This is a genomic window from Paraburkholderia sp. EG286A, assembly GCF_040965375.1.
GTDB lineage: Bacteria > Pseudomonadota > Gammaproteobacteria > Burkholderiales > Burkholderiaceae > Paraburkholderia.
The window spans coordinates 339,701-352,725 of sequence record NZ_JBFRCB010000006.1; the positions used below are offsets into that span (position 1 = coordinate 339,701).

Sequence of the window (13,025 nt, forward strand, 5' to 3'; positions counted from 1 at the left end):
CGCGGCTGAACAATTCAAACCTCAGGCCCGCACGTCAAATATCGCAAACGAGGCGGTAGCGCTCGCCACGCAACGCGAACCCATCGCATCGCGCAAGTCGGCCTCAAGGAACGCCACACGTCCACCGAGGCGTTTGACGCGTGCGTCTGCGATAAAGCCGCCGATGTGCCCGGGTTCAATCATGTTGACCGTGAGGCTGATGGTCGCGCAAGTACGGCCGTGCCCGAGCTTCGAAAGCAGCGTCAGTGCCATTGAGAGATCAAGCATCGACGCTAACGTTCCTCCTGATACCACTCCGTTTCCCTGAATCGCGTATTCGGGAGCAGTGAAGCCAATGGACAGCGCGCCCGCGTTGCCCGCCAACAGCTTCGCGCGAAGGGACGTCAACGCCGGGTTCATATCGAGCGAGACGTCGCGAGCCTGCGCCTCAAGAAGCTCGTGAATGAAAGCACGATCCGGATTGTCGGGACGCGATTCGATGGTAGCCCACTCAGTCATGATGTTGTGCAACGCAAATCTGGCATTGGCGGCCCAAGCCCTCGATTTCCGCCTCCATTACGTCACCAGGTCGCAGGAAGCGGTTGTAATGCGTACCATTGCCGGCCGGCGAGCCAGTACAAATAATGTCGCCGGGAAGAAGGTGTGAATAGCGCGAGATATATTCGATCTGCCGTTCGATGCCAAACAGCATGTCGGCCGTCGTCTCATCCTGCATCACTTGCCCGGACACTGTAAGCCGCATTTGCAGACGATGTGGGTCCGGCACGAACGCCTTCGGGACAAAGTACGGTCCGAGCGGGAGGAAGCCAGGTTGCCCTTTCGAACGGAGCCAGTCCGTGCCGAGCATCTTGTAGTCCGTACGGGGAATCAGATCCCGCGCAGAAATATCGTTGACGATCGTGTAACCCGCCACATGGTCGAGCGCATGCTCCCGCGATATCTGATAGCCACCACGCCCGATTACGACTGCCAGTTCGAGTTCCCAGTCCGGCTTGTCCGTTGTCGAAGGAAGCACGAGCGGATCAAACGCACCCGATACTGTCGAGACCGGTTTCGTGAATGCATACGGTTCGCCGTGCGCGAGGCGCTCGTCCATCATGGTCTCCGCCCACCGGCGCAGACCTGCTTCGTCGAGGCCTTCGGGGCCAACCTTGGCATCAACCGTGAGGTCGACGACATGCTTACGATAGTTTGCTCCGGTGCAGAAGATCTGACGCGGCAAATCGATAGCCGGATGAACATTCAGCTCAGAGAGCGCGTACCAGTTGCTCTCTTCACCGGATACCGAACTCGCGAGACGGTCCAATGCGGGCTCGCTTGCCGCCCAGTGGTCAAGCAACCCTAACACACTGGTTGCACTGGCAAACGTACGGTCGCCGTGCCTCTCCGCTAGGTCGGCCAGCAGACCAACGCGATCGTTGATGACGAATCCGACAAACCTGGGGCCATCCCCTTTCGAAAACGTTCCGAGTGCATATCGTTTCACTGCTCACCTCCAATGAGTTCCTTCACCATCGAATCATCGACGATGGTCGAATAGTCGTTGTCCGCGCCTTCGAGATTGAGTGACTTGCGGTGTGCGACAAGCAACGCAATACCCTCGGGCGTCGGCCGCAGGGTTACCGGATTCAGCACGATCATCGTGTCGGCGACGGCCAGGGGCAATCCGGCTCCGGTCACCGCGCGCCGTGCAAGTTCAGGATTCTGCAGAACGTCCCGTCTCGCCTTTTCCAACGCACGAACCCACCCCTGAACGCTCGCCCGCGCGCTACTACCTGCACGCACAACCACTCCCTGCCCAGGAAACGCCGGGTACTGTTCCTGCACAGTGATCATGCGTTCGAGACCTGCCTGGATCGCCATCGCATCGAACGGTGGCCCGAGAAGCGTCGCGTCTCCCACTCCCGCGAGCAAGGCGTCAAAACGCTCCTTCACACCGCCTGCCGGCGTAAGCTGGAATGCGTCAGACTCGAGACCCGCATCTCGCAGCATGGCCCTGAGCGCAACGACGAAGCCGTTATCAGGCGCGTCCACAAGCAGGTTTGAGCCGCGCAATTCATGCAATCGGCGAAGCCTCGGATGGGACACCAGGGTCAGGGGCGTGGTCTGTTCGACCTGCGCCACCACGCGAAAGTCGCCAGGCCCCGGCCGTCTGTTCCACCCGATGACGTTGTCCATCGATGTCACAACGGCATCCACTTCGCCCGCAACAAGCGCCTCAAACTGCTCGTCTGAGGAGCGGTTACGCCGACCGTCTACGACCACCGCAGGGGCCTCGAGACTCGCAACCATTGCAAGCAATGGCGGCACGAACCACATCACACGAATCGATTTCGTTTCCACAGGCCCAGACCAAGAGTAGTTGATTGCCACTATTACAAAACGTAGCGTTCCGATTTGTCAAGCGCAAGCTCGAGCACCAGCCAGCTAGCATATTCCCTCTAAGCCTTTTCCCTATTGACAGTCTATCCCACCTCATTAACGATACGATACGCTTCGACTCGTTAAAGGAGAAATTGTGGAGACACCGGTACAAGGCAGCACGCAACCAGCAGACGTCGACAACTATCGGCCGGTCCGGCGAATCGTCACAGGCACCAACGCTCAAGGGAGATCCTGTTTCGTATCCGATGGCCCGGCCCCGAACCGGACGAACCGCTCCGGGCTTCCGCTTGCGCAGGTGGTCTGGGCAACTGGCGAAGCCCGCGCGAGCGGCGAGGACCCGGCGCCGGCCGGTCACACGTTCGGATTCCATTCGAACGGCGGCTCACTGTTGCGCATCGTCGATTTCCCGCCCGACGAGAACTACGACGAGACCCAACTCAAGCAGTTCCTCGACGACAGCGGTGTGCGGGACAAGACCGGCTCCCGACACTTCTGGTTCCACAAAACCGAGTCGCTCGACTATGCCTTCGTCCTTGAAGGCGAGATCTGGGCGCTGCTCGACGAAGGCGAAACCCTGATGCGCGCCGGCGATGTCTTGATCCAGCGCGCCACCAACCACAGTTGGGCCAACCGATCGGGCAAGCCATGCCGTATGGCATTCGTCCTGCTCGATCTTGTCGAAGGAGAACCGCTGTGAGCAAAGCAATCATCACCTGCGCGGTAACGGGCGGCGCACACACACCGTCGATGTCGCGCTATCTCCCGGTGACGCCGGAAGAGATCGCGACCGCTTCTATTGCGGCAGCCGAAGTCGGCGCCTCAATCATCCATCTTCACGCGCGCAATCCAGAGAACGGTCGCCCGTCCGGCGATCCGGAAATCTTCCGTCAATTCGTCGGCGCCATCAAGGCGTCGACCGACGCGGTCATCAACATCTCGACGGGGGGCGGCGGCCCCAATATGTCGATCGAGGAGCGCGCGGCCGCGGGCCGAGCACTTCGACCGGAGATGTGTTCGCTGAACATGGGTTCCATCAATCTGGTGCTTTCGGAGATGGCCGAGCGTGACCGGGAGTGGCAGTACGACTGGGAGGTCCCCTTCCTGAAAGGCACGCGCGGGCTCATTTTCCGCAACACCTACGACGACATCGAGTGGATTCTGGAGCACGTCGGAAAAGCAGGCGGAACGCGCTTTGAATTTGAATGCTATGACGTCGGACACCTGTACACGCTCCAGTATTTCCTCGAGAAGGGCCTCGTGAAGCCGCCGCTGTTTGTGCAGACAGTCTTCGGATTGCGCGGCGCCATGGGTGCTCACGTCGAGGACCTACTGCATCAGAAGCGAACAGCCGATCGCCTGTTCGGTAACGACTATCACTGGTCGATACTTGCTGCCGGCAAGCATCAGATGCCGCTCGCAACGATGGCGAGCCTGATGGGCGGCAACGTCCGCGTCGGACTCGAAGACAGCCTGTACATCGGCCGCGGGGAGCTTGCGCAAAGCAACGCCGACCAGGTTCGCAAGATTCGCCGGATTCTCGGCGAACTCGGCATCGAAATCGCGTCGCCCGACGAAGCGCGACAGATGCTCGATCTGAAAGGCTCCGACCAGGTGGCCTTCTAGTAGCGATGGACATAGATCACCACCAGCGCTACTGTCAGACTGGTGGCGATCTATGTCCAAGTTAGCCCCTCGGGAGACCACACGTTGGCTCAGCATCCCGCGCCCGCCAGGAACGCTGGTCTTCGTGTCGAGATGCCGCGCGTCGCCGGCGAGCAGCACCGCCGGCTGCGGATTGCGAGTCGCCAGCTGTCGTCACCGATGTTGTCCTGACCGGCACACGTCTTCCGCAAATGCCTCGCGGTTTTGCGACCACCCTGAACGTCGTGAACAGGGACGACGATCAATGCCGGAACCACACCAGCGCAATTGCCGTTAGCACAGCCACCGCTGTGCGAAGTCCCGGAAACAGTCCGGACCTTCGCTTGCCCCGCCTCCGCGGCAGCGCGAACATTGCGGTCCCGTGTACGTCGCTGAAAACAGGACAGGAAATCCGAACGTGCGCTAAACAGCACGTCCGGATCTAGGTACTCAAGGTCAGAACAAGTGGAGAATCCCGATGTTGACGCCGGTTGTTGTGCCGGTAGGAGCAAACAGCGACGTCGGCGCGGCGTTCGGCGAGAGCCCAAGGTTCGCAGTACCGTGGTTGTTCACGACGCCCACCTGCGCGTAGAGGCCGGTTCTGCGCGACAGGAAGTATGTAGCTCCAAGCGCACCCATCAAGGAGTGGCTCGTAGTGTCGTTCCGGTTCGACACGAACCAGACACCGCCGTTCAGATCGAGTTGCGGGAGAACGTAGTAATCGAGGCCACCGCTATACACGTCGTTGCTTGGACCGCCCTGTACCTTGAAGCTGGTGAACGACGCTTTGGCCGTCAAAGCGCCAAACTTATACTGCGCGCCGAGCAGGCGCCCTTGAAACCCTACGTACGTCGATGGAACGGTAACGAAGGTCCCACCTGGATTGCCGTCGTACCACGCGGCATTGATCGTCAGGCCATTCCACTCGTAGCTCAGGTTCGCCGAATATTGCCGACCGGACTGAAAGTTCCCCGCCACACCGCCAAACGCGAACATTGCGCTCGCCTGCAAGCCTGCGATCACAGGGCTCGTGTACGAAATCGCGTTCGCGTTGAAAGCGCCCGTGGCGCCGACCGTGTTTGCGTAGATGGGCAGAATGCTCCCGAAGCCGGCAAAATTGCGAGCGTCGAGAAACATGACAGAATTGAAGAAGGGCGAGAACTGAACACCAGCCTTGATTTCACCGAATCCGCCCTTCACGCCGACATAGGCTTGGCGGCCAAACATGTTGCCGTTCGAGTTCGAAAAGCTGCCGGTATTAAGGTTAAGACCACTCTCCAGCTTGAATTCCGCCTTATAGCCACCTCCGAGATCCTCGGTGCCGCTGAGTCCGAACAACGATGGCGCGATGCCGCTACCTGCCGCGCCGGTGAAACTCCCTCCGTTTCCGCCGGTGGCCAGGTTCTCAGACTTGTTCAAATAGAGAAGCCCTTCGTCCGCAATGCCATACAACGTGACGCTGCTCTGCGCGTGTGCTGCAGCGGAAAACAGCAGAGTCGCTGCCAACGCAATCGACTTTTCAACACGACACCTCCGATACATACTCGTCTCCAATATTGTCGTAGCAGCCCTTTGATATTTAATATGGGATGCGTTACGTAGTACTTACTGTTTCAGATACTCAAGCCTCTCGATCTAAGGATGCGAGGGAGTGCTTAGCCCGTGAATTACCTCCCAATATGAACAAACCACATACCCATGCAGGCAGGGCGAGGCGCGGTTAAACAACAGCGACCGCTGCGGCTTCCGGCTCGCTCCGCACTCCTCGGTCTACCCTTGCCGAAAGCCCTTCGATTGCACCCGGCTTCCGCAAATAACGATACGATGTGGATCATATTATGCTGAATGGCCTCACCGAACAAGCAGATTTCCCCGCTGGAGGGGCGTTTTTCCCATAGGACAAACCCGACGTACCAAAACGAGTCGGCTCGTATACTATTGTTCGCCTTTGGCCCCGTGCGCAGGTTGCTGCATGCCACGGCAGAAGGGAACGCCCTTAAACGAAGTGGCCGCCACCAGACGGTCGGTTGGACAGGTAATCCACACCCGCAGCGCGGCATCGGACGTTGACCACTGCGAGCTGTTCGCCATCTGTCGATCGTGCAGCCGGTGGCATTCGGTACAGGGGGCTTTGCTCATCAACTCGCCCAACGCATGATTTCGTAAACGCGCTTTTCTTCAGACCGATTGGAGACGATCATGGCAGACCCACATTCGCGCGTACTCTCCACAGAGGCAGCGTGTGACCGGCCCGACGCACAGCGTCGAAATTTTCTCAAGGCATCGGCGATTGCGGTCACATCAGCTGTGGCGCCTGTCGCCGCAGTCGGCACCGTTACACCGGATGTCAGGTCGACGCAGGAGCAGCGGCCTACACGCGCCGATCTTCCAACTGGGTACAACATTCTCTTCGTGCTCGTTGATCAAGAACGCTACTTCGACGAATGGCCGTTCAGCGTTCCCGGCCGCGAACGCCTTAAGAAGACCGGCATCAGTTTTATCAATCATCAGATCGCCGCGTGTGTTTGCTCGCCGTCGCGCTCGACAATCTACACGGGCCAGCACATGCAACACACGGGCGTGTTCGACAACTCCGGCTTGCCGTGGCAGCCGGACATGTCGACGTCGATCCGCACCGTTGGTCACATGATGAAAGATGCCGGATATCGGGCGGTCTACGCCGGGAAATGGCACTTGAGCGGCTCGATGCAACAATCGAACGTACCTTACAACGCCCCGGTCGCCCAATATAACCAGACGATGCAGCAGTACGGGTTCGACGATTACTTCGGCGTTGGTGATCTCATCGGATCTGCACGTGGGGGCTATAACTTCGACGGCCTCACCGCGCAAGCGGCTATCAGCTGGCTCCGCGAGCAACCACGGGACGCCTTTCCATCGAAGCCCTGGTTCATGGCGGTCAATCTCGTCAACCCTCACGACGTCATGTGGCTCGACACCTCCACATCGGGCAAGGCGAATGGATCGGGCCTGCTACCTACGCGGCCTGCCCCGGCTTCCCGCCTTTATGACATGCGATGGGATAAGGTCGCGTTGCCGCCTTCGAGGCGCCAGTCGCTCGACAGCCCCGGCCGGCCGAAAGCGCACGCGACCTACTCCGCGGCGCACGAAGCACTGATCGGCAAGATCAGCTTCGACGACGCAACGGTGAAATGTTACCAGGACTACTACTTCAACTGCATTCGCGATTGCGATCAGCATGTGGAGCGGCTGCTTGACGAACTGGACAATCTTGGAATCGCCGACAAAACCATCGTCATTCTCACGTCCGATCACGGTGATCTGGCCGGCTATCACCAAATGATCGACAAAGGCGCCAATGCCTATCGACAGCAGAACCACGTTCCAATGATCGTCAGGCATCCGGCGTTCCGCGGCGGGAAATCGTGTCGGGCGCTTACCTCGCACATCGATATCGCTCCAACACTCGCCGCGTTAACGGGTGCATCTTCGGAGTCGTGCGCACGAATTACCGGGCCCGGAGTGACAGGATCGAGCTTCGCCCACTTGTTGGCTCAACCCGAACGAGCCGCGATCGACGCTATTCGCGAAGCCACGTTGTTCAACTACGCAATGTTGCTCTACTACGATAGTGAGTGGATGCTCGCCGAAGTGAAAACCATGCTCGACCGCGGCATCTCGGCCGCCGAGATGCGTCGGCGCGTGGCCGCATTACAGCCGGACCTGAAACAGCGCGGCGCGATTCGCAGTGTATTTGACGGCCGTTATCGGTTCAGCCGGTACTTTGCGCTATCCAACTTCAACGTACCAACGACGCTTACAGACCTCCTAGCGAATAATGAAGTTGAACTCTATGACCTCTATAACGACCCAGACGAAATGAACAACCTGGGGGCGCACTCCGATCGCCACGGTGTCCTGATGATGGAAATGAATGCGAAGCTGAACCTACTGCTCCAGCAGGAGGTCCGCCATGACGATCTGTCGAGTATGCCATTCAGGGATGGTCTGCTGCAGTTTCATTTCGGCGCGCAGGCCTAAGCCACTTCGAGCAACCAGAAGACTTTACTCCCGATGGCGTGAGGTCATCAAACACTCGAAAACACAATAGGGATGTCAGCATCAACATGCCCCTTATAAGTCATCGATCTTCAGTGTGATACCCGTTGCCCCGTCAACGCATTACACGGATAAATTGGTCCACATCCACGCAATTCTTTCGCGTGGGGCGGTTGATGAATCCTACCGCCCAGCCGGAGCTCCACCCGTGAAAGGATTTCACCCGGCAGACCATCGAACTCATAATTTAGAGACGAAATGTATTGTAATTCAGCGATATCTTGTATGCTGCTGATGGTAGACCGCGTGGAGTGGTTTGATGCCTACTCGAACCATCAATCGTCTAGACGCCTAAGCATTTTTTCATGAAGAGACAAGCTGAAACTGTAGCGGGATCGCCTCGACGCAGTATCGGTCGCCCCCGTTGCGAGACAACCCGCTCCCAGATCCTGGCTGCCAGTCTGCGGCTGCTTGAATCGCGACCGTTGCAAGCCATCACGATCGAGGCGATCGCAAAGGAGGCCGGCGTTGGGAAGGCAACGATCTATCGCTGGTGGAGCTCGAAGGCACTTATCGTCATTGACGCATTTATCGAACACCACGTGGTGAAAACGCCGATGCCTCGCGGCATACCGCCGGGTGACGCATTGGCTGCACATCTACTCTCACTCATTCGCGAATACGCCGGGTGGTCTGGGCACATCGTCGCCCAAATTCTGGCAGAAGGTCAGTGCGATCCAACGGTCTTGAGGGAACTCCGTGAACGCTTCCACTATGGAAGGCGCGCGGTAGTGAGAGAAATGCTCGAACAGTGGACCCGGACGAGCCGGATTCCCGTACCAACAGACATCGAAGTATTGGGTGAATTGCTATACGCTCCGATCTACATGCGCTTGCTGCTCAAAAACGCACCATTGGACGAGAAGTTCGCGAGGGAGCACGTTGGATACGTGTATGCGTTGCTCGGCGTCGCCGCTCCCGAATTTGAGTTAAACCCAGTCAGCGAGAAGACGCCGCCCATCTCAAAGCGGTCGAAGCTTTTTGTGGCGTCGAGCTGACTTCACTGCCCGCTTACGATACCGGGCCACGTGCCCTACTTTCGAGGGAAAGCGAAACACGGGAAGTTCGTATCGGTGCCTTGATACGTGTTAGCAACGCCAATTCGGATACATGCCTGCGCCTCGGCTGAATCGCATTTCCTCGACATGTTAAAGGATTGCCTTTCATTGAAAAGCGCGTGTCTGGACTCGAATGCAAGTGTGAGCCCGGCATTTTCGCCAAAGACTCGACACATTGTGCGTCACCAAAGCACGCGCGAGGCGACACGCATCTTGTAGGGAAATTCGAGGAAGCGGGGCGAGAGGCTGGTCCGAAGCAACTGCCACGTTCTGCCCGTTTATGCGCAAATGCCTCGCAGAAGGTATTCGGCGGAGACCACAGCGAAACGAATGCCCGCTGGGTTAGATTCAGGCACAGGTAGTGCCGTGCTCCCGACGGGCTCAGTGGGGGGGAACCCCACCACTGAAAGCCCTTCCTTGACTACGCTTCGCGCTCCATCCAGCGTCCAACAATTCGACGCGCCTGGATGCCGGCCGCGTCGGCCTTGACGCTGCGCTCGCCGGGGCTCACTCGACGTGGCCGACGGTTGGCCTGCGCTTGAATCGCTTCAAGCATGACACGGTCCTCGTCGAATCCAACGCGAATCGCTCCGACAAGATGATCCATTGCTTCCGGCACCGTGGCGAAGTCCCGGGCGACGATCCAGAAGTACAACATGTGCGTCTGGTCAATGGGCGTTGTGGCATGCGCAAGGCGAATGCGCGCCGGCGGACGATCGGAGTTCGACGGGTCCTGGAAGTCGACACATCCTTCCTGCAACGCCGGCGAGAGGAAGGAGCCTCGATGCTCACGGTGCCAAGGGGTACCGGGTGCGACCCCAAGCGACATCGCATAACCCGGCGCAAGAGGCTTGTTCAGGAAAGGCTGCCGATATTGAACCGTGTCGCCATCCGTAGTTACGTCGGGCGGGTTCGTCCAGTCCGCAATCTGGAAGGTGGACGCATGCACGTAACCGAAGTGGGTCAGATCCATGACGTTTTCCTTCAACAGCATGTAGTTCGCCGAGATCTCCATCTGTCCGCTTCGGGTAGCAAATGCAGGGTCGGTCATCCACGGAAGTTCGGGGGGCGGCGGCACCTGATCGATCACCGACGGATCGCCCACGTAGATCCACACCAGAGGACCGATTTCCTTCACAGGATAGTGCCTCACCGAAAACGTTGGCGTCGCTTCGGCCGACGGCACGCGCACACATCGGCCGTCCGAACCGAAACAGAATCCGTGGTAGCCACACTCCACTGTATCGCCCTGGAGGCGGCCGATCGACAGTGGGGCCTGCCTGTGCGGGCAACGGTCTTCCAGCGCTGCAACTGTGCCGTCCTCGCGCCGATAGAGAACGACAGGCGTGTCGAGCAACCAGCGACCAAGTAATGAACGACCAACCTCTGAGCCGAACGCTGCAACCCACCAGCAGTTATAGGGGTAGTTACGCGACTCCGCGATACTTTCCGAAAAATTCACAGTCGCCATGGTGTCTCACTCCTCGTCTTGGGTTTCTGTTGTCTCAAGTCTTGTCAAACGCATCACAGCGGTACGCGGCACGTTGTGCAGCCTCACTCGGCGTTTCGACGATTATGCTTGCCCACAGGCAAATCGCCGCCCGCCTTGGCGCAACTGGCCGCCAAATACTTCCCACACGAACGTGCGGACGCAGCACAAATGCTTCATCGCGCCACCTTGTGGAGGTCGGTGCTCTTCCTAAATTCCGACCTATTTATTATACGTACCGTATCGTATCAATGTAAACGAAATACACTCCGATCGCAAGACTGGAACCAATGCGCCCAACATAGGAAAAACGCGATCCGAAGATCTTTGCGACGTATATGCCAAGCAATGTGTTCGGCCAAGTCACCCTGTTAGCTGAACTCGTCCAACCTTCCGCAATGCCCGTATACATACGAGGGGAAACGAGCGTCACTCGCGCGAAGCCAGCGTCCAGCCGCATCGCCCCTCCTGACGAACCAAGGGTAAGTCCCATTGACAGTCCGGATACGCGCAAATAGCATTTCCAATACGTCTCGTATCGTTTGTTTCGGGAAGGCTATTTCTCTCGTCGCCCGGCGACTTGCCAAGCGGCAGTTAGGCCTTAGCCCGGGAGCAAACCAGTTGCTTTGCGCTCGGATATCGAAACTGCGTACGGCGGTGGGCGGCGACAGAAATGCAATTGAAAAATAGGCCAACACATCGATTGCGCCTACGCCAATAGAGTCAAGACCAAGGAGTACAGGAATGAAAGTAGCAACTCGTGCTGTCCGCATCGCCGCCAAGGTGGCAGAAGCACGCGATATCTGCAGCTTTACGCTGGTTTCTCCGGACGGTGAGATGCTCCCGCCATTTTCAGCAGGCTCACACATCGACGTGCATCTTGCGGACGGGATCGTCCGCCAATACTCGCTGTGCAATAGCCCGGCAGAACGACATCAGTACCAGATCGCGGTCCTGCTCGATCCAAATTCGCGCGGTGGCTCCACGGCAATGCATGCACTTGCCGTTGGACAACTCATTGAGATCAGCGATCCCAAGAACCACTTCCCGTTGACGCACGACGCACGACACAGCGTGCTGCTCGCTGGTGGCATTGGCGTTACACCGATTCTGTGTATGGCTGAACGACTCGCAAGCATCAACGCGTCATTTGAGTTCCACTACTGTTCACGCTCCATAGAACGCACCGCATTTCCCGGGCGTATCCGGGATTCGTCCTTTGCTGACCGGGTGCAAATTCACTATGACGACGGCCCACATCAGCAGAAGCTCGATCTGCGCGCGACACTCGCCGACCCGCAAGGCGGTACGCACCTCTACGTCTGCGGTCCCACTGGATTCATGGACTGGGTACTAGAATCAGCTCGAACGGCGGGATGGCCCGAGGACCGGCTGCATCGCGAGTATTTCGCGGCGATCCCGATTGACACGAGCAGTGACGGAAGTTTCGAGGTTCAAATCGCCTCGACCGGAGCCGTCATCCGGGTCGAGCCAGACCAAACCGTGCTCGCCGCCCTCACCTCGCACGGCGTAGAGATTCCGACCTCGTGCGAACAGGGTGTGTGCGGAGCTTGTCTCACTCGAATTCTCGATGGTGAACCTGATCATCGCGACTTGTTCCTCACGCCTGACGAACAAGCCCGTGGCGACCAATTCACGCCATGCTGCTCCCGCGCAAAGAGCGCGAGGCTGGTGCTTGACCTCTGAGGCAAACATGCTGAATGCGCTCACCGTGCGACGACGTTCACCCTGAGCTGCTTGGGACACCTCTTCGCAGATGGGCGCCGTGCTGCGAGCATCCATGCTGGCACTTTTGGCCAGAAGTTGCAGTCACGCACAATGCACGCCCCACGCCGCGTGACGCGTGACGCGTGACGCGTGACGCAAACGTGAGACCGCTTTGCGCGGGTGGTTCCTTTGCAGATTCAAGCAGTTCGATGACTACCGAATCGACTCGAGAAGCAGCAAATTAGTATACCCCTGGGGAGTATTACCATATACTGGGGAGCAGTATCCAGCTTTTCGAATAAGTCATGCCACATTCTCCGGAAGAAAAGAAGCGGGCCATCACTCGGGTGCGCAAGGTTCGTGGTCAATTAGATGCACTCGAACGCGCGCTAGAGGAAGGCGCAGATTGTGGGCCCGTACTGCAGCAACTGGCCGCAATCCGGGGAGCCATCAACAGCGTCATGGCTGGCGTCCTCGAAAGCCATTTGCGTGAGGAGTTTTCGCATCTCGCTGGGTCTCAAGACCGACCTTCGGAATCGATCGATGACGTGATCTCTCTCGTCCGAAGCTATCTCCGTTAGCCGACGATAGTCAGCTAACCCGGATCTTGACATTTCACTTCT

Annotated in this window: 11 protein-coding genes; 6 read left to right on the top strand and 5 right to left on the bottom strand. The window is 58.2% G+C overall.

The features are described from left to right. Positions 1-21: 21 nt before the first annotated feature. From AB4Y35_RS28545 to AB4Y35_RS28555, 3 genes are read right to left on the bottom strand one after another with little or no spacing between them, the layout of a single operon-like run. Positions 22-498, bottom strand: a complete 477-nt coding sequence (locus AB4Y35_RS28545) for a PaaI family thioesterase (RefSeq protein WP_368707013.1) — start codon at positions 496-498, stop codon at positions 22-24. Beyond that, the gene (locus AB4Y35_RS28550; RefSeq protein ID WP_368707014.1) at positions 491-1,486 is read right to left on the bottom strand and encodes a fumarylacetoacetate hydrolase family protein; all 996 of its coding nucleotides are present in this window, start codon (positions 1,484-1,486) and stop codon (positions 491-493) included. The genes AB4Y35_RS28545 and AB4Y35_RS28550 overlap by 8 nt, the downstream gene beginning before the upstream one ends. Next, positions 1,483-2,343, bottom strand: a complete 861-nt coding sequence (locus AB4Y35_RS28555) for an ABC transporter substrate-binding protein (protein ID WP_368707015.1) — start codon at positions 2,341-2,343, stop codon at positions 1,483-1,485. The genes AB4Y35_RS28550 and AB4Y35_RS28555 overlap by 4 nt, the downstream gene beginning before the upstream one ends. 175 nt (positions 2,344-2,518) lie before the next feature. On the opposite strand from AB4Y35_RS28555, the gene AB4Y35_RS28560 reads away from it, so the two are divergent. Both AB4Y35_RS28560 and AB4Y35_RS28565 read left to right on the top strand, forming a co-directional pair. Next, entirely contained in the window at positions 2,519-3,082 is a 564-nt protein-coding gene (locus AB4Y35_RS28560; protein WP_368707016.1) for a cupin domain-containing protein, read from the top strand. After that, positions 3,031-4,008 (top strand): 3-keto-5-aminohexanoate cleavage protein, encoded by a 978-nt coding sequence (locus AB4Y35_RS28565; RefSeq protein ID WP_368707017.1) that lies wholly within the window; start codon positions 3,031-3,033, stop codon positions 4,006-4,008. The genes AB4Y35_RS28560 and AB4Y35_RS28565 overlap by 52 nt, the downstream gene beginning before the upstream one ends. A gap of 474 nt (positions 4,009-4,482) precedes the next feature. On the opposite strand, the gene AB4Y35_RS28570 is transcribed toward AB4Y35_RS28565, so the two are convergent. Next, positions 4,483-5,568, bottom strand: coding sequence for a porin (locus tag AB4Y35_RS28570; RefSeq protein ID WP_368707018.1), 1,086 nt, complete (start codon positions 5,566-5,568; stop codon positions 4,483-4,485). A 657-nt stretch (positions 5,569-6,225) separates the two neighbouring features. Here AB4Y35_RS28570 and AB4Y35_RS28575 point away from each other — a divergent pair. Both AB4Y35_RS28575 and AB4Y35_RS28580 read left to right on the top strand, forming a co-directional pair. Continuing rightward, entirely contained in the window at positions 6,226-8,049 is a 1,824-nt protein-coding gene (locus AB4Y35_RS28575) for a sulfatase-like hydrolase/transferase (RefSeq protein WP_368707019.1), read from the top strand. A 383-nt stretch (positions 8,050-8,432) separates the two neighbouring features. Continuing rightward, positions 8,433-9,125 carry a TetR/AcrR family transcriptional regulator gene (locus AB4Y35_RS28580; protein WP_368707020.1) on the top strand — a complete coding sequence of 231 codons (693 nt, stop codon included), beginning with the start codon at positions 8,433-8,435 and terminating at the stop codon, positions 9,123-9,125. Between the two features lie 481 nt (positions 9,126-9,606). Here the strand turns inward: AB4Y35_RS28580 and AB4Y35_RS28585 are convergent, their stop codons facing one another. Beyond that, positions 9,607-10,656 carry a Rieske 2Fe-2S domain-containing protein gene (locus AB4Y35_RS28585; protein WP_368707021.1) on the bottom strand — a complete coding sequence of 350 codons (1,050 nt, stop codon included), beginning with the start codon at positions 10,654-10,656 and terminating at the stop codon, positions 9,607-9,609. A 762-nt stretch (positions 10,657-11,418) separates the two neighbouring features. Here AB4Y35_RS28585 and AB4Y35_RS28590 point away from each other — a divergent pair. Next, on the top strand, positions 11,419-12,381 hold the full coding sequence (locus tag AB4Y35_RS28590) for a 2Fe-2S iron-sulfur cluster-binding protein (protein WP_368707022.1): 963 nt from the start codon (positions 11,419-11,421) through the stop codon (positions 12,379-12,381). Positions 12,382-12,707: 326 nt separating this feature from the next. Continuing rightward, complete coding sequence (gene frmR, locus AB4Y35_RS28595) at positions 12,708-12,983, top strand: formaldehyde-responsive transcriptional repressor FrmR (protein ID WP_368707023.1); 276 nt, start codon at positions 12,708-12,710, stop codon at positions 12,981-12,983. Positions 12,984-13,025: the final 42 nt, after the last annotated feature.

Coding starts and splice junctions, on each gene's coding strand:
- AB4Y35_RS28590 (WP_368707022.1), top strand. CDS start 11,419: ATGAAAGTAGCAACTCGTGCTGTCCGCATCGCCGCCAAGGTGGCAGAA.
- AB4Y35_RS28565 (WP_368707017.1), top strand. CDS start 3,031: ATGCCGTATGGCATTCGTCCTGCTCGATCTTGTCGAAGGAGAACCGCT.
- AB4Y35_RS28575 (WP_368707019.1), top strand. CDS start 6,226: ATGGCAGACCCACATTCGCGCGTACTCTCCACAGAGGCAGCGTGTGAC.
- AB4Y35_RS28570 (WP_368707018.1), bottom strand. CDS start 5,568: ATGTATCGGAGGTGTCGTGTTGAAAAGTCGATTGCGTTGGCAGCGACT.
- frmR (WP_368707023.1), top strand. CDS start 12,708: ATGCCACATTCTCCGGAAGAAAAGAAGCGGGCCATCACTCGGGTGCGC.
- AB4Y35_RS28580 (WP_368707020.1), top strand. CDS start 8,433: ATGAAGAGACAAGCTGAAACTGTAGCGGGATCGCCTCGACGCAGTATC.
- AB4Y35_RS28585 (WP_368707021.1), bottom strand. CDS start 10,656: ATGGCGACTGTGAATTTTTCGGAAAGTATCGCGGAGTCGCGTAACTAC.
- AB4Y35_RS28545 (WP_368707013.1), bottom strand. CDS start 498: ATGACTGAGTGGGCTACCATCGAATCGCGTCCCGACAATCCGGATCGT.